Genomic DNA, 16,773 nt, shown 5'->3' with positions numbered 1-16,773 from the left:
CACCTTCCGAAAACTGATCGAATCACCTTCGAATCGGCACAGGTTTTTTATTAATTATTAATTAAAAGCACTGGACACAGCGAATCACATTTGATTCATTAGGGTTATTCGGATTTTTTACCCCGAATCACTTCAAAAGCAACCACTCAGATGAGGGGCCACAGGATGGCAAATACCGACGCGCGCCGCGCGCCGAATGGTGTCCGTTACACCTCAGAAAGACAAAGCCAGCGTAAGCGTTTCAAGCTTTCCGGCTATGTTTATCTGTTGTCGGGCCCTGCCTACCGCAAGCTCCTTTCCCTTGAGCCATTGCTGCGCCGCGTCGTGCCGGTGCTAATTATTGCTTTTCTGATTATTCTCGCCGGTGCGCGCATGTTGTCGCTGCTCAATCAGCGTGACGAGATCGAAAGCGATGCCCGACATGAAATGGCGCTGACTGCCGCGCATGTTGCTTCAAAACTGCAAAAGCAGATTGAATCTGTACCGCCTGCGGACAGCGACGGTGACTATAGCTCCATCCAGAATTTACTGGTTGAACTGCGTTCGCAGGGCTTGATTAATGCAGGTCTTGAACTTGCCATTCTCGATGAAAATTCAAAGATCGTTGCCGCCCTGAGCAGCCGTCAATTGCTCGGCATTCAGGCCGAGACGCTGTTCACCGAAGCACAGCCGCTCTTGATGTTTGGCAGTCGTGCCGGTGTATTGCCTGTAAAATACCGCAGTGAAGCGGCTTTTGCAGCCGCTGAAAAAGTTGAACCTCAGAATGTGCAGGCTGCTGCAGCCGGTGCCTTTTCTGTTCTGACTTTCAATACTGAAAAAACAATTTTTAAAGACTGGCGACAGGTTGTCTCGCTGAATATTACCCTGTTTGCTGCAACCGCCGGTGTGCTGCTGGCTATTCTTTACGCTTATTTCTCTCAGGCAGCGCGTGCCCGCGATGCCGATGATTTTTCCCATCAGATTCAAAGACGGATTGATCTGGCACTGGCCCGCGGTCGTTGCGGCCTCTGGGACTGGGATATGGCGCGCGGACGCATGTACTGGTCGCGCTCGATGTATGAAATGCTCGGCTATGAAGCGGTAGACAATGTGCTGTCCTTTGGCGATGTAGCCGCGATTGTTAATCCGGTGGATGGTGATCTCTACGAAATCGCCACGCAGGTTATGTCCGGCGAATTACGTCAGGTCGACAAAGTGCTGCGTATGCGCCATGCCGACGGCTATTGGGTGTGGATGCGCGTACGTGCAGAAATCGCCAATGAAGGCGATGTGCATCTGGTCGGTATTGCTTTTGACGTCAGCGAGCAGCACCGTTTTGCACAGGCAACTGTGGAAGCCGATCTGCGTATCCGTGAAGCGATTGAAAGCATTTCCGAGGCTTTCGTTCTCTGGGATGCCGAGAGCCGTCTGGTGATGTCCAACGGCAAATATAATGAATATGCAGGCCTGCCTGCCACAGCACTCAAGGCCGGTGTAACCCGCGAAGATATTCAGCCGCTGCTGCGTCCTGCTGCCTTTGAACGCCGCATGGCCAATGAAAATGATCGCAGTGGTGCGCAGACTTTCGAGCGCCAGCTTGGCGATGGCCGCTGGCTGCAGGTCAACGAACGCCGTACGCAGGATGGTGGTTTGGTGTCGGTTGGTACAGACATTACCCAGCTGAAACTGCATCAGGAGCGTCTGGTGGACAGCGAACGCCGTCTGATGGCGACCATTCAGGATCTGAGCCTTGCCCGTAAAGCGGAGAAAGACCGCGTGCGCGAGCTGTCAGAACTGGCCTCCAAATATGCGACGGAAAAAGAGCGCGCGGAAAGCGCGAACCGTGCCAAATCCGAATTCCTTGCCAATATGTCCCATGAATTGCGTACGCCGCTCAATGCGATTATCGGTTTCTCCGAAATGATCTCGGCAGGCACATTCGGCCCGCTCGGCTCCGAGCGTTATGCGGAATATATTCACGACATTCATACCAGCGGCAATTATCTGCTCAATGTTATCAATGACATTCTCGATATGTCGAAGATTGAAGCCGGTCATTTCTCTCTGGATCGCGAAGAGATCGATCTTTATCCGCTAATTGAAGAAACCGTGCGCGTGATTTCTCTGCAGGCAGAACAGAAGCATATTGCCGTTGAGACCAGCATTGCCGACACGATCACCGCCAGCGCTGACCGCCGTGCGATCAAGCAGGTGCTGATTAATCTTTTGTCCAATGCGGTGAAGTTTACCGGTGATGGCGGCCGCATTCTGGTGCGTGCCCGCAAGACCAATGGTGCGCTGATCCTCACCATCAAAGATACCGGCTGTGGTATTCCGCGTGATGCGCTGAAGAAGCTCGGCCATCCGTTTGAACAGGTGGAAAACCAGTTCACCAAGACCCATACGGGTTCAGGTCTTGGCCTTGCTATCTCGCGCTCATTGGCTGAGTTGCATAATGGTGCCCTGCGCATCTGCTCGACCGAAGGCGTTGGCACCATTGTTTCTGTACGCATTCCTGACCGCGTTGTGCCTGCCGGTACAAACCAGATCAGCAATGATGTTGCCGCGTGAGATCAGCCTTTCAGCAATTGTTTAAAGGCTTTTGACACGGCCTCTGTTGTCTGATCCATCTGATGCTCGACATGGGCAATATCCGGTAATTCAGCAGCGCGGCACAGCAATTCCAGCAAGCCCGGCAGGTAATCCTCCCGCCCTGTATTATCATCCACGCACAGTCGAATGATCTGTGTGAGATTGCTATAGAAATGATGGGCTGTGGCCAGTTCCTCGGCCAGTGCAGGACTGGAAAAATCCGGCTTCAGATGACGCAGATTTAACTCTGTGGAAGTGTGACGGATATCAGTTGCCACCTGCCCTGTGAGTACTGCAAACTGCGCGATAAATTCCAGATCAATCAAACCGCCGGAACGCAGTTTCAAATCCCAATTGTCACGAGGTGGTTTTTCACTGGCAATCAGCGCGCGCATATCGGTCATTTCCTTCGCGGTCTTTTTCACCTCTGAAGGAATAGCGAGAATAGCATCGACCTCCGCATCGATCTCATCGCGGAACGACTGGTCACCGGCAATGGCGCGGGCGCGGGTCAGCGCCATATGTTCCCATACCCATGCATCATTGCGCTGATATTTACCGAAAGCCTCGATATGGGTTGCCACCGGCCCTTTATTGCCGCTTGGGCGCAGACGCATATCCACTTCATAAAGCACGCCCTCGGCCATAGGTGCGGACAATGCCGCGATCAGGCGCTGTGTCAGACGGATATAATATTGCGATGCGGCAAGCTGCTTCTCACCGTCCGAATAGTCAGCATCCGCATCATGGTCATAGAGCAGGATGATATCAATATCAGAACCGGCGGTGAGTTCGCGGCTTCCCAGTTTTCCCATCGCCAGCACTGCAATACGCCCACCGGCAATCTGGCCATGGCGGATGGTGAATTCTTTCATCACCGCACTCAACGCACGGTCGATCATCAGCTCGGCCAGATCAGAGAAAGCCCTGCCCGCACGTACACCATCAATCGCGCCGGTCAGCAAGCGAATGCCGATCAGAAACCGCTGCTCCGCTGCAAAGATGCGCAAACGATCGAGCGTTTCTTCATAAGGTTCATCATGGGTGAGGAACGTATCCAACCGCTCTTCGAGATAGCTGCGCGTTGGCAGTTCCGAGAAAATACGCGGATCGAGCATACCGTCAAAGACATGCGGCTTACGGGTAATGATCTCAGCCAGACGCGGTGCCGCGCTCATCACCAGTACCAACAGGTTGAGCAGCGCCGGATTGGACTGCAACAGGCTGAAAAGCTGGATACCGGATGGCAGACCTTGCAGAAATCCGTCAAAACGCAGCAGTGCATCATCGGCACGCTCGGTTGCTGCAAAGGCATTCAGCAAGGCGGGTGTGAGTTCGGTTAAGCGTTCACGTGCTTCTGCTGTTTGCGTTGCGCGATAGCGGCCAAAATGCCATGTGCGGATGATACGACAAATATCACTCGGACGTTCAAAACCAAGCTGTGACAGGGTTTGCAGCGTATCAGGATCGTCCGTCTCGCCGGTAAAGACCAGATTGCCGCCACTGCTGCCAAGTTCCGGCGCTTGTTCAAACAATGCCGCATAGTGCTTTTCGACAGTGCGCAGAACGGCCAGAAACTCCGCTGTGAAACTTTCATTATCCGGATAGCCCATCATCGAAGCTATACGGCTGAAACCCTCATCATCCTCCGGCAGAATATGCGTCTGTTCATCAGCCACCATCTGAATACGGTGCTCAACATTGCGCAGAAACTGATAATTGCGGCTCAGCTGATCGCGGGCATTTTCACCCACCCAGCCACGCTCATAGAGTTTGGTGAGCATCGCCAGCGTTTGCGAGCCGCGCAATTCAGGAAAGCGCCCGCCTGCAATCAGCTGCTGGGTCTGCACGAAAAACTCGATCTCGCGGATACCACCACGCCCGAGTTTCACATTATGACCGCGTACAGCAATATCGCCATGGCCGCGATGCGCATGGATTTGACGCTTGATCGAATGGATATCGGCAATCGCCGCATAGTCGAGATATTTGCGCCAGACATAGGGTGCAAGTTCTTTGATAAATTGCTCACCTGAGGCAATATCACCGGCAACAGGGCGCGCTTTAATCATCGCCGCGCGTTCCCAATTCTGGCCGCGCCCCTCATAATAATGCAGTGCCGCGCTCACCGGAATAGCCAGCGGCGTTGCACCAGGATCAGGGCGCAGACGCAAATCCACACGGAAGACATAGCCGTCTGCCGTTCTGTCCTGCAAAATCTTGACCAGCCGCCGCGCCATGCGTGAGAACAGATCAACACATTCGTAAGGGTCGGTAATTGCCGGACGGGCGCTGTCGATAAAAATAATCAGATCAATGTCGGAGGAATAATTCAGCTCTCTTGCGCCGAACTTACCCATGCCAAGCACAATCAGCCCGCTGTCTTTTTCAGGGTCGTTACGATCCGGCAAAGCCAGTTTGCCTTTTGCATCGCTTTCAAGCAGCAAGAACTGTACGGCAGCGCGCAGGCTGGCCTCTGCGAGATCACTCAGGCGATTGGTGGTCTGCATCACATCGGCAAAGCCTGCCAGATCATCCAGTGCAATCAGCACATGAGCAGTTTTCTTGAGACGGCGCAGTTCCGTCATCAAGCGATTTTCCGTCATTTCCGGATCAATACCCAGAGCAGAAATCTGCTCCAATGCCTGTGTCAGCAGCACGTCGAGCGGTGCGGTAAACAGGCTTTCCAGAATTTCAGGACAGGTTTCTGTCACTTCCCTCAGGAAGGATGAGCAATCGAGAATTGCTGCTAAAAATCCGGTTTCATCTGCGGTTTTGAGATAGCGGCTCAGAGCAATGCATCCGCGTTCCGCCGCCGCTCCTGTTAAATTTTGCAGGTAAATCTTTGCCTGTTGCGGATCGGGAACTGTCAGAGATTTCAGCGAACTATCAAAAAACAAAACACCGGTCATGCTGCAATTCCACCCCCGAGCATTTCCCGTTTCAATTAAAACAGAAGAAATGCTCTGTCCCTTTGTTGCCGCGCATCTTATTCCGAAAACCACTACGCACTTTTCGGGATGCGCTACAGATTCATACCTGACTACTGTTTTGTCTCAGGCAGGGCAGGAAAAGCAAGAACAACCCGCAGTCCCGGTGAATTATCTTCCAGCATCAAACTACCGCCATGCAGTTTCATCACCGCTTTTGCCAGACTGAGTCCAAGACCGGAGCCCGGTTGCGTGCGGCTTTCCTCAAGGCGCACAAAACGCTCTGTCGCCTGTTCGCGCATTGCCTCCGGAATACCCGCGCCTTGATCGGCAACACTGATCAATATCTGATCGCCCTCTTGCTTCATCGCCACGGTGATCTTTGTCCGGTTTTCACCGCCTTCATCCGCAACCGGTGAATATTTAATCGCATTATCAATCAGATTGGAAATGGTCTGGCCAACCAGCTCACGATTAATCCGCAGGCTGATATCCGCACCGGCTTCAACAACAAGCTCCAGCCCCGCATCTTCCGCAACAGGCTCATAAAGCTCTGCCACATCATGCAGGATCGGATTAACCGGCAGTACTTCCATATTCTCGGATGAGTAACCGGCTTCAAGGCGCGATATCATCAGGATCGCATTAAACGTGCGGATCAGCTGATCGGATTCGGCAATAATATCTTCCAGAGCGGCACGATATTCCGTGTTGTCCTTCTGGCCGGAAAGTGTGGCTTCCGCCTTATTGCGCAATCTGGTCAGCGGCGTTTTCAGATCATGGGCGATATTATCCGAGACATGTTTCAGCCCGTCATTCAGCTCTTCAATCCGCCCCAGCATGGCGTTCAGATTAATCGACAGCCGGTCAAATTCATCACCGGAACCACTGACCGGAAGACGTTCACCCAGATCACCGGCCATAATGCGTTGTGAGGAACTCGACACCTGTTTGAGACGTAACAACGCCCTGCGACCGACAAAATACCAGATCAGGAAAGCGCCAATTCCCATGATGCCCAGTGCCAGCACCAAAGCACGACGCATAATATCGCGGAACAGCTCCGGCTCACTCAGATCGCGGCCGATCAGCACCCGCATACCATTCGGGATCGCAAAGACAATGGCAATTGCCTTGTGTTTCTCGGCATTGCCCTGCTCGCCATAGCGCATATAGGTGAATGGCCGGTCTGACATACCACTAATATCCAGCACACCCGGCTCAAGGCTCTCCACATTGCCGGAGAGAATACGCCCTGCGGGATCAGAAATCAGATAAAGAAAAGCACCAGGCTGGCGGGAGCGCCGGTCAATCGTGCGCACCAGCAGCGGAATACCACCGCGCTCATAAGACTGCGTGACGCTTGTCACTTCATCGAGTAAGGCTTTTTGTGTTTGTGCAGTCAGAAAATTGACCGACAGATTGGTCATATAGAAAAACAACGCCATCGCACTGAGCAAAAACAGCAACAAATATAAAGCCGACAGCCGGACGGCTGTCGTGCTCAGCAAGGCGCTCAGCCGGCTCATCATTGGCTGTCCGCCACTTTGGATTTGGCAGCGGATGTTCCCGCCTTCAGCATATAACCGGCTCCGCGCACGGTATGCAGCAAAGGCTCATCAAAATCCTTTTCGATTTTGGAGCGCAGGCGCGAGATATGAACATCGATCACATTGGTTTGCGGGTCGAAGTGATAATCCCAGACATTTTCCAGCAGCATGGTGCGGGTTACCACCTGCCCCGCATGACGCATCAGATATTCCAGCAGGCGAAATTCGCGCGGCTGCAAGTTGATCTCGGTACCGGCACGACGCGCCGTATGAGAAAGACGGTCGAGTTCCAGATCACCGACGCGATAAACTGTATCTGCCTCTTTCGGGCTGACACGGCGCTGCAAAACCTCAACACGCGCCAGCAGCTCCGAGAATGCGTAAGGCTTGGTGAGATAATCATCCCCGCCTGCACGCAGACCTGTCACACGGTCATCCACCTGCCCCAGAGCTGAAAGAATAAGCGCCGGTGTGGTTTGCCCCTGTGCACGCAATCCGGCGATGACAGAAAGCCCGTCACGCTTCGGCAGCATCCGGTCAATAATCAGCACGTCATAGTGATTATTCTCAGCCAGCGTATAGCCGGTTTCGCCATCACCGGCGACATCAGCAATATGTCCGGCTTCAGCAAATGCTTTTTCCAGATACCGTGCCGCTTCGCGGTCATCTTCAATAATCAAAATACGCATCAGCAACCCTCAAAGCAGAGTGTAAATGTTTGAAAAGGCGGCACTGTTCAAGCACCGCCTTTTCTTATTTCAACCTATCAGAACAGATCAGCCCTGATCAACCGGCAGAGCAACAAAGCTGTTCTGGCCATTACGCTGAACCTGCAGCAGAACTGCCTTGCGTCCGTTTTTCACAGCATCTTTAATCGCTGCGTTAATGTCAGATGCGGATTTCACATCCTTATTATTCACGGTCACAATTGTATCGCCTGCGCGCATGCCCTTGTCAGCAGCATCGCTGTCCGGATCAACATCGGTTATAACAACGCCTTTGCCGCTGTCATCCGGTGTGACTGTGAGGCCGTAATCATCAAGGGTTTCACTCTCGCCCGAAGATGTAGCAGCGCTCTTGTCGCCCTGTTTCTGGTCATCCGGATAGGCTTTGATTTCAATGCTGACAGTCTCAGCCTTACCTTTGCGCCAGATCGTCAAGCTGGCTTTTTCACCCGGATTAATCGCAGCAACTTTCTTTGCCAGATCACGCGGATCTTTCACGGTTTCATCATTCACAGCCGTAATCACATCACCGGCAACGATACCCGCTTTAGCGGCAGGACCATCAGCCTGTGGTTCGGCAACGATTGCGCCTTTATCTTCTGCAAGACCGAGCGAATCTGCGATTTCCTTGGTCACCGGCTGAATTTGCACACCGATCCAGCCGCGCTCAACCGAGCCCTTCTTAATCAGCTGATCCACAACCTTACTTGCAGTGGATGCCGGAATTGCAAAGGCAATACCAACACTACCGCCCGATGGCGAGAAGATCGCGGTGTTAATACCGACAACCTTACCGGTCAGATCAAAAGCAGGGCCGCCGGAGTTACCTTTGTTTACCGCTGCATCAATCTGGATGAAATCATCGTAAGGGCCTGCACCGATATCACGGCCACGGGCAGAAACAATACCGGCAGTCACAGTGCCGCCAAGGCCGAACGGATTACCTACGGCGACAACCCAGTCCCCGACTTTGACAGTGCTGTCATCATCAAAAGCAACATAAGTGAATTTGCGCTTATCATCGACTTTCAGCACGGCAAGGTCTGTACGGGCATCAGTGCCGATCAGCTTGGCATCGAGTTCGGTGCCGTCATCCATCACAACGGAGAATGAATCACCATCTGTTACAACGTGGTTGTTGGTGACGACATAGCCGTCTTCAGAAATGAAGAAGCCTGAGCCCTGAGCAAACGGACGGGCATGACCGCGATCACCGCGCTTCTGGCGTTTATTCGGGCGCGCCTGTTCACCATCAGGACCATAAGGATTACCGAACTCTTTGAAGAAGCGCTTCAGAGGATGGCCGTCCGGCAACTGGTCAAGACCATTACCGCCAAAATACTGGGTGCGATCATTGCGTGTGTTCTGCACATCGCTTTTCACGCGCACACTCACAACGGCAGGGCGAACTTTTTCAACCAGTTCAGAAAAACCAGGCTGAGCCTGAGCAGTCACGCTGACCGGAGCTGCCTGCGCAGACGAGATTGATGCCAGAGGGCCAGTCGCCAGAATTGTACCGGCCAGAGCGGCGGACAAGAAAATGCGGGTCAGCGGACGACGGGAAGATGACTTAATATCAGACATAAAATATCTCCTGAGAGGGCAGATAACCAGCTAAAGATTATCAACTATTCCTCACAAGAGATAGCTTACCGAACATTACCGGATAATTTCTGAAACATGAATTTTTCGTAAGGTTACGAAATTCCGGTTATTTGCCGTCCAGAAGATTTTGAAGACGTTGTTTTTCCTCGTCATTCAGCGGAACGATCTGTGGCTGTGTGCTACCGGCCTTACGTCGTGAAAACCAGATAGTGCTGATACCAATAATCAGAATAATGACAGGAAAGCTCCACAAGATGATTGTCTGCTTGTCGAGACGCGGTTTGAGAAGCACGAACTCGCCATAACGCGACACCAGAAAATCAATAACCTGTTCGTCACTGTCGCCCTGTACCAGACGCTCACGCACCAGCAAACGCAGGTCACGCGCCAGATCGGCATCGGAATCATCAATCGACTGGTTCTGACACACCATGCAACGCAAACCGGCAGACAGATCACGCGCACGTTTTTCAAGCACAGGATCAGCCAGAATTTCATCCGGATTAACCGCCCATGCATTCTGAACATTTGCAGTCAGAATACTACCGGCGGCGATGCTCACAGCAATAAGCAAGATGCAGAAGGAACGGCTGTACAGATTTTTCAACAGGCTCATCATGCCACCCCGCTTACTGCTTTCACCGTCTTTTTAGCTCTGGCCGGAGCACCGACGCGCAGACGTCTGTCCATCAGAGACAAGAGCCCGCCAAGAACCATAGCAACCGTACCAAGCCAGATCAGTGTGACTGATGGTTTCCACCAGAGACGCACGACCATGCCGCCATTTTCCAGAGCATCGCCCAGCGCGACATAATACTGATTAACACCACGGGTCAGAATACCGGCTTCGGTCGTTGGCATATTACGTGCCGGATAGAAGCGCTTCGCAGCCATAACATTGCCGATTGTATTGCCGCTGCTGTCGAGCAAGGAGAACAGCCCCTGATCTTCCGTATAGTTTGAACCGGCAAAGGGCTGCTGCGCATCATAGCGCAACTGATAACCGGAGAAAGTAACCGTTTCTCCCTGTTTCATGGTGACAACCTGTTCCGTACCGAAACTGGACACAATCACGATACCCAGCAAGGTAATGCCAAGTCCCATATGCGCCAGTGCAGTGCCGAATACTGAACGCGGCAGTCCCAGCAAGCGCGGGAATGCCCGCGAAAGCTCAACCTTGCCAAAACCGGCTTTGGTCACGATATCCATCAGGCTGCCGAGAATAACCCACAGCCCCAGACCAATACCGAAAGCAGCCCAGACAGCGCGCGGATCAATCAGAATAAGAACCAGCCCCACACTCAAAAGACACAGGCCGAAAACCCACATCAGGCGCTGTGCCACCGCATAGAGATCGCCGCGTTTCCATGCCAGCAGCGGGCCGAATGGTACGGCTGCCAGCAGCGGAATCATCAGCGGGCCGAAAGTCATATTGAAAAATGGTGCGCCGACAGAGATCTTGGTTCCGGTCATTGCTTCCAGCAAAAGCGGATAAAGCGTGCCGATCAGCACAGTTGCCGTGGCCGTGCTCAGGAACAGATTGTTGAGCACCAGTGCACCTTCACGCGAAACCGGCTGGAACATGGTTCCGGTCGTCAATGTCTGTGCGCGCAAAGCAAATAGTGCCAGTGAACCGCCGATGAAGAACACCAGAATAGCGAGAATAAACAGCCCACGCCCCGGATCGGTAGCAAAGCTGTGTACCGAAGTCAGTACGCCTGATCGGACAAGGAATGCACCGAGCAATGACAGCGAGAATGTCAGCAGAGCCAGCAAAATCGTCCAGATTTTCAAAGCGCCGCGCTTTTCCATCACAATTGCGGAATGCAGAAGCGCAGTACCGATCAGCCATGGCATGAAAGATGCGTTTTCAACCGGATCCCAGAACCACCAGCCACCCCAGCCCAGCTCATAATAAGCCCAGTAAGAGCCCATTGAGATACCGCCGGTCAGGAAAATCCACGCAGTCAGCGTCCAAGGCCGTACCCAACGCGCCCATGCGGCATCAATACGACCGTCAATCAGCGCAGCGACAGCGAAGGAAAAACAAACTGAAAAGCCGACATAGCCGAGATAGAGCATCGGCGGATGAATGGCGAGGCCGATATCCTGCAGGATAGGATTGAGATCCTGTCCTTCAATCGGTGCCGGAATAATCCGGATAAACGGATTGGATGTGAAAAGAATGAAGCTTAAGAATGCGGTGGCAATCCACCCCTGCACAGCCAGAACATTTGCCCGCAATGTGTTCGGAAGATTACTGCCAAAGACTGCAACCAGCGCACTGAAAAATGTCAGGATCAGCACCCAGAGCATCATCGAGCCTTCGTGATTGCCCCAGACACCGGTAATTTTAAACAGCAAAGGCTTCAGCGAGTGGGAATTTTCAACCACATTCAGCACAGAGAAATCAGAAGTAACATAGGCATGGACCAGCATTGCTGATGATAACAGAACCAATGCAAACACGGCCGCAGAACAAGGTTCTGCAACGCTCATCAATCGGGAATCATTCCGTTTTGCTCCGATGACCGGCAAAAAGGACTGCACCAAGGCCAAAGCCAGTGCCAGTACCAGTGCGAAATGTCCGATTTCAACGCTCATTCTATTTATCCTGCCTGTTGAATATTGCGCATCCGAAACACGCAATATTCAGCTTTTGGAATGGGAGTTTCAAACACAGCCTGCTTAAGAGCAGCTTAGTTCCCTTCCCAGACACCTTTTTCTTTCAGACTGTCTGCAACATCTTTTGGCATGTAATTTTCGTCATGCTTAGCCAGAACATTATCTGCGATAAAAACACCATCGGGCGTAAAACGGCCTTCAGCAACAACGCCCTGCCCCTCACGGAACAGATCCGGCAAAATACCTTCATAGGTGACTGTCACCTGTTTCAGCGTGTCTGTGACGGCAAATTGCACATGCTTATCCGCGCCACGGACCACAGAACCAGCCTCGACCAGACCACCAAGACGGAAACGCGCACCCGATGTAATATCTTCTGCTGTCACATCATCAGGCGTACGGAAATAGCGAATATCCTGACTGAAGGCGATCAGCACCAGACCAATAGCCAGCGCCAGAACGGCCATGGCGCCGGAGATCAAAATCAGGCGCTTGCGTTTGCGGTTGCGCATAACCTGTGAAACCCGCGGCGTGTGGTTTTCTGCAGAGGGTGATGCCGATAACTGACTATGGGTCACTTCTGAACTCCCGTCGTATCCAGTCCTAACCGGGAGGCGACCTGTGTAAGACGCTTCCCGTCATTTTCCGGCAGAACTTTAACAGCTTTTCGCAAAGCTTCGGCAGCATTATCACGCTCACCAAGCACGACATATGCGCGCAGCAAACGCTCCCAGCCATCAATATCCGTCGGATTATCTTGTAATTTTGCAGCCAGACCATCCACCATGGAACGGATCATATCTTTCCGCCCCTGCTCACTCAGAGCGGCTGCAGCCTCAACATCTTCAGCCGTCGGACCTGGTGCCTGAACTGCCGGTGCCTGTACTGCTGGTGTCTGCGTAACCTGCGACGGTGCAGTTGAAGGAGCCGCGCCGCCTGATTTCAGATTGGCAATCGTCTGCTCAATATCAGCACGCCATTGTGCATCTTCAGGTGATGTATTGAGAATGATCTGCAAGACATTGATTGCATCATCCCGCTTACCGGCCTGCAATAATGCACGTGCTTTCATCAAAGGCGGACGCATGTCGGACGGTTCGATTGTTCCGGCTTTTTCGAAGAGAGCAAGAGCCTCTTCAGTGACCTGCCCGTTGGCTTTAATCGTCAGGGCTTCCCCGAGACCGATCAGACGATCAACATCATCACCAAGCAGTTCCAGAGCCTTGCGGTAGGCATTAATGGCATCATCAACGCGGCCAATGCGCAGATAAATCGGCGCAAGTATCGCCCAGCCACGACCATCATCCGGCGTCTTTGCCAAATGCGCTTCGGCCTGTGCGATCAGTTCGGCTGCGCTCTTATCCTGAATCATTGTGTTTTTGCGTTCAGCCAGTGGCTGCGCAGGCAGATCAGGCGTACCGATTGCAGCATAAACACCCCAGCTGACTGCCGGAATGAACAATAAGACAAGAATAATCGCCCAACGGTCGCTTGCACTGAACAGATATTTCTTTTCAGCAACGCCCATGGCTTTGCCTTCAGCGCCGGCAGCCGCATCCGTCATACGACGATCATTCTTAAGAATACGACGGGATATTTCGAGTCGGGCTTGTTCAGCCGACTGCTCATCCAGCAGGCCACGCGCCAGATCGGAATCAATCTCTTTCAGCTGCTGAATATAAACCGAGCGGTCTTCCTCGCCCTCAGCCACGGACACGGTGTCTTTTCGTGTCAGAGGCAACATGACGATAAGAATTGCAGCGAAAGTTAAAAGTGCAGAAACAAGCCAGAAATCCATGACCGGAGACTTAATCTACCTGCCCGACAAAACCAACTGCCTGTTGGCAAATTATCAGGGTATAGGTCATTTGGCCGCAAAGCTGTCCGGCAGTTCAGTTCTGTGCAAAACCTGCCTTATTTAAGTTTTGCACAGAGGCTAAATCAGGTCAGCGGTGTCCAGCTGCCATCATCATTACGGCAGGCAGTGCCACGCACCAGCTGAGGTGCTCCGTCAACGGTAAAACTATGGCTATATTGCCTGCAATTCTGGGAACCGACCTGATATGGCTGTGCAGCAGTTACCTCGCCGGACGCTTTGCCAGAACGCCCTTTCCATGAAACCGCTTCACCTTTCGGTGCATATTCCAGCGCTTTATATTCCGCCTCGATTGCCGACCTGCGGTCAGAAGCCGCGAGCTGCGAACCGGCAGTGCCCAGAATACCATTTCCCATCGGCGCCAGTACCGCATTGCTGACCGATCCTCCGGCCAGCGGATTTCGGGATGGCGAACCTGACGTTGAAGCGTTCAATGTGGAGCAGGCTGTCAGAGCAAACAGCGGAAGAATAAAAGTAAGTTTACGCAATGTACCTACGGAAGACGACTTCATGAGCAATTTAACATCCTGTCAGCAACGCTTTGCAGAGCATTATGACTGCTGAAAGCACACTCTGCAATCATTCCCTTGACATCTCAACACAAAACAAAATCAGGAATAACACGCCTGACTGCGGTCATTTATACCTGAAACCGGCTAAAAGCAAAGCTCAGCTTAAAACTGCAGGCAAAGTAATCTGCACGGCAAGACCACCCAAAGATGCCTTACTCAATCCTAAAGTCCCGCCATATTCCCTGACCGTATCCTGAACAATTGCCAGTCCCAAACCTGTACCGGGCTTGCTTTCATCAATGCGCTTCCCACGTTTCAGGGCTTCAGCCATTTTATCCGCAGGTAGACCTTCTCCGTCATCCTCGATCAGGATTTCAAACTGATTGCTTGCGCCTTCACCTGCATCAGATTTCTGAGCGGCGCGCAGGGACAGATGAATTTTTGAACGCCCCCATTTGGCCGCGTTCTCCATGATATTTCCGACGATTTCCTCGAGATCTTCTTTTTCACCGGCAAAGATTGCAGCGGGAAACTGATTGGAAAAAGTAACCTTCAAATGCGGATTAAGCTTAGCCGTCACACGAATCATACGTTCAAGCACAGGCGTGACCGGCGCCCTGAACACAACACTGTCCCGCTGGGCTGCAACGCGTGCACGCTGCAAATAATGCTGGATCTGCACCTGCATTGCGTCACTCTGCTCGATCACCAACTGCCCCTGACGGCCGCCAATATTACGGCCTTCGTTCATCAGGACAGACAGCGGCGTTTTCAGAGAATGCGCGAGATTTCCCACCTGTGTCCGCGACCGCTCCACAATACGGTGGTTATTTTCTATCAGAGCATTCATTTCCTGCGCGAGCGGTGCGATTTCCAAAGGTAAGTCCGCATCAACACGATTGCTTCTTCCCTCACGGATATCCGCCAGCGTGCGACGCACATGATCCAGCGGTCGCAAACCAAACAGAATAATCGCTGCATTAATCAGAATACTGCCAAGGCCGAACAGCCCCAGATAAATATAAAGCCGGTTGCGGAAATCGCTGACTTCTTCTTTAACCTCATTCAGATTACCCATCACGCGGAAACGGGCAATTTTATCCGTACTGTCGAGAACAACCTCTGTTTCAACGACAGAAAGATCCTCGCCAGTGCTGGTTTGCACAACATAACTGCGCATGAATGACTGGTCGAAAGGTGCTTCAGAAACCGACTTTACAGGAATTATTTTTGAGCCCAATGAAACCGAACCCAGATGCCCGCGCACACTTGCAGACACAGGATCAACCGACCAATACCAACCTGAATCAGCGCTGGCATAGCGTATTTCACCGAGCTCCGGCTTACCGTAAAGCTCGCCCTCCGGCGTCAGACTGACCGCACCGACGAGACTATAGAGATGTGCGGATAATAGGCTTTGAAAACTGCGCTCTGCCGCATCCCGATAGAGCGACTGAATGAGCGTGGCAACGACAACAAGGGCAATAATAACCCATAATGTTGACAGCGTTACCACACGCAATGCCAGCGAGCGCAAACCGAGAGCAAAGACCTTCCCGGAGAACAGCGGCATCTCAGTCTTTACTGCCATCATTATTGTCAGAGCGGATGCGATATCCCATGCCGCGAACGGTCTCGATCATATCCACGCCCATCTTCTTGCGCAGGCGTCCGACAAAAACCTCGATCGTATTGGAATCGCGGTCGAAATCCTGATCGTATAAATGCTCCACCAGTTCGGTACGGGAAATCACCTCATCCATATGGTGCATGAGATAGGACAAAAGCCGGAACTCATGAGAGGTCAGCTTCAAAGCTGCACCGTCAACCGTTGCTTTTGAAGCTTTTGTATCCAGTACAAGTTTGCCGCTGACAATTTCCGATGAAGCATGGCCAGCTGCACGGCGGATCAGAGCGCGCAACCGCGCCAGAACCTCTTCAATATGGAACGGTTTCGCCACATAATCATCAGCACCAGCATCAATACCGGCAACCTTGTCACTCCAGCGGTCACGCGCTGTCAACATCAGTACCGGCATGGAGCGGCCTTCACGGCGCCAGCGCTCTACAACACTGATCCCATCCATTTGCGGCAGGCCGATATCCAGTATCACCGCATCATAAGGTTCAGTATCGCCTAGAAAATGGCCTTCTTCGCCGTCAAAAGCACAATCGACCACATAGTCCGCATCACGGAGAGCTTCAGCCAGCTGACGGTTAAGATCCTTATCATCCTCAACAATCAGAATTCTCATCAGCAAACCTTTTCAGTCTTTCGGAGCGACAATACAGCGTGCTGCCTGCCATGCAGACAGCATCTGTTTTTACAGCACATTACAAGAATGAGCAAACGGGAGAATTACACGCCGGTGTCAGGTA

The 16,773-nt window shown here is 52.4% G+C and carries 12 protein-coding genes; 1 reads left to right on the top strand and 11 read right to left on the bottom strand.

The window, feature by feature from the left end; translation table 11 throughout:
- Positions 1 to 165 precede the first annotated feature (165 nt).
- Positions 166 to 2,550, top strand: a complete 2,385-nt coding sequence (locus tag K1X45_RS15105) for a PAS domain-containing sensor histidine kinase (RefSeq protein ID WP_220159333.1) — start codon at positions 166 to 168, stop codon at positions 2,548 to 2,550.
- 2 nt (positions 2,551 to 2,552) lie between these two features.
- Here K1X45_RS15105 and K1X45_RS15100 read toward each other — a convergent pair whose 3' ends face one another.
- The 11 genes from K1X45_RS15100 to K1X45_RS15050 all read right to left on the bottom strand — a co-directional run bounded on the left by K1X45_RS15100 (position 2,553) and on the right by K1X45_RS15050 (position 16,649).
- On the bottom strand, positions 2,553 to 5,483 hold the full coding sequence (locus K1X45_RS15100; protein ID WP_220159332.1) for a bifunctional [glutamine synthetase] adenylyltransferase/[glutamine synthetase]-adenylyl-L-tyrosine phosphorylase: 2,931 nt from the start codon (positions 5,481 to 5,483) through the stop codon (positions 2,553 to 2,555).
- A 131-nt stretch (positions 5,484 to 5,614) separates the two neighbouring features.
- Positions 5,615 to 7,033 (bottom strand): HAMP domain-containing sensor histidine kinase, encoded by a 1,419-nt coding sequence (locus tag K1X45_RS15095; RefSeq protein ID WP_220159331.1) that lies wholly within the window; start codon positions 7,031 to 7,033, stop codon positions 5,615 to 5,617.
- A complete protein-coding gene (locus tag K1X45_RS15090; protein ID WP_022709997.1) occupies positions 7,030 to 7,740 on the bottom strand; it encodes a response regulator transcription factor in 711 nt (236 codons plus the stop codon). Before K1X45_RS15090 ends, K1X45_RS15095 begins: the two co-directional genes overlap by 4 nt.
- A gap of 87 nt (positions 7,741 to 7,827) precedes the next feature.
- Positions 7,828 to 9,360 (bottom strand): Do family serine endopeptidase, encoded by a 1,533-nt coding sequence (locus K1X45_RS15085; protein WP_220159330.1) that lies wholly within the window; start codon positions 9,358 to 9,360, stop codon positions 7,828 to 7,830.
- Positions 9,361 to 9,487: 127 nt separating this feature from the next.
- Positions 9,488 to 10,000, bottom strand: coding sequence for a cytochrome c-type biogenesis protein (locus K1X45_RS15080; protein ID WP_255560452.1), 513 nt, complete (start codon positions 9,998 to 10,000; stop codon positions 9,488 to 9,490).
- Positions 9,997 to 11,985, bottom strand: a complete 1,989-nt coding sequence (locus tag K1X45_RS15075) for a heme lyase CcmF/NrfE family subunit (protein WP_220159329.1) — start codon at positions 11,983 to 11,985, stop codon at positions 9,997 to 9,999. Before K1X45_RS15075 ends, K1X45_RS15080 begins: the two co-directional genes overlap by 4 nt.
- A 95-nt stretch (positions 11,986 to 12,080) precedes the next feature.
- Positions 12,081 to 12,518 carry a cytochrome c maturation protein CcmE gene (ccmE, locus tag K1X45_RS15070; RefSeq protein WP_213599845.1) on the bottom strand — a complete coding sequence of 146 codons (438 nt, stop codon included), beginning with the start codon at positions 12,516 to 12,518 and terminating at the stop codon, positions 12,081 to 12,083.
- A 62-nt stretch (positions 12,519 to 12,580) separates the two neighbouring features.
- On the bottom strand, positions 12,581 to 13,804 hold the full coding sequence (gene ccmI / locus K1X45_RS15065) for a c-type cytochrome biogenesis protein CcmI (RefSeq protein ID WP_220159328.1): 1,224 nt from the start codon (positions 13,802 to 13,804) through the stop codon (positions 12,581 to 12,583).
- Between the two features lie 143 nt (positions 13,805 to 13,947).
- A complete protein-coding gene (locus K1X45_RS15060; RefSeq protein ID WP_220159327.1) occupies positions 13,948 to 14,394 on the bottom strand; it encodes a hypothetical protein in 447 nt (148 codons plus the stop codon).
- A 157-nt stretch (positions 14,395 to 14,551) separates the two neighbouring features.
- Complete coding sequence (locus K1X45_RS15055) at positions 14,552 to 15,880, bottom strand: ATP-binding protein (protein ID WP_220160542.1); 1,329 nt, start codon at positions 15,878 to 15,880, stop codon at positions 14,552 to 14,554.
- An 88-nt stretch (positions 15,881 to 15,968) separates the two neighbouring features.
- A complete protein-coding gene (locus tag K1X45_RS15050; RefSeq protein ID WP_022710005.1) occupies positions 15,969 to 16,649 on the bottom strand; it encodes a response regulator transcription factor in 681 nt (226 codons plus the stop codon).
- Between the last annotated feature and the right edge of the window lie 124 nt (positions 16,650 to 16,773).

The organism is Pseudochrobactrum sp. Wa41.01b-1, assembly GCF_019464455.1.
In the GTDB taxonomy this organism is placed as follows: domain Bacteria; phylum Pseudomonadota; class Alphaproteobacteria; order Rhizobiales; family Rhizobiaceae; genus Pseudochrobactrum; species Pseudochrobactrum saccharolyticum.
The sequence above is the reverse complement of the archived record's forward strand: the minus strand, read 5'-3'. Positions and strand labels throughout refer to the sequence as shown.

Excerpts from the sequence above, each read along its gene's own strand:
- K1X45_RS15075 (WP_220159329.1), bottom strand. The coding sequence starts at position 11,985 with ATGAGCGTTGAAATCGGACATTTCGCACTGGTACTGGCACTGGCTTTG.
- ccmE (WP_213599845.1), bottom strand. The coding sequence starts at position 12,518 with ATGCGCAACCGCAAACGCAAGCGCCTGATTTTGATCTCCGGCGCCATG.
- K1X45_RS15090 (WP_022709997.1), bottom strand. The coding sequence starts at position 7,740 with ATGCGTATTTTGATTATTGAAGATGACCGCGAAGCGGCACGGTATCTG.
- K1X45_RS15060 (WP_220159327.1), bottom strand. The coding sequence starts at position 14,394 with ATGAAGTCGTCTTCCGTAGGTACATTGCGTAAACTTACTTTTATTCTT.
- K1X45_RS15100 (WP_220159332.1), bottom strand. The coding sequence starts at position 5,483 with ATGACCGGTGTTTTGTTTTTTGATAGTTCGCTGAAATCTCTGACAGTT.
- K1X45_RS15105 (WP_220159333.1), top strand. The coding sequence starts at position 166 with ATGGCAAATACCGACGCGCGCCGCGCGCCGAATGGTGTCCGTTACACC.
- K1X45_RS15080 (WP_255560452.1), bottom strand. The coding sequence starts at position 10,000 with ATGATGAGCCTGTTGAAAAATCTGTACAGCCGTTCCTTCTGCATCTTG.
- K1X45_RS15050 (WP_022710005.1), bottom strand. The coding sequence starts at position 16,649 with ATGAGAATTCTGATTGTTGAGGATGATAAGGATCTTAACCGTCAGCTG.
- K1X45_RS15085 (WP_220159330.1), bottom strand. The coding sequence starts at position 9,360 with ATGTCTGATATTAAGTCATCTTCCCGTCGTCCGCTGACCCGCATTTTC.
- K1X45_RS15095 (WP_220159331.1), bottom strand. The coding sequence starts at position 7,033 with ATGATGAGCCGGCTGAGCGCCTTGCTGAGCACGACAGCCGTCCGGCTG.
- ccmI (WP_220159328.1), bottom strand. The coding sequence starts at position 13,804 with ATGGATTTCTGGCTTGTTTCTGCACTTTTAACTTTCGCTGCAATTCTT.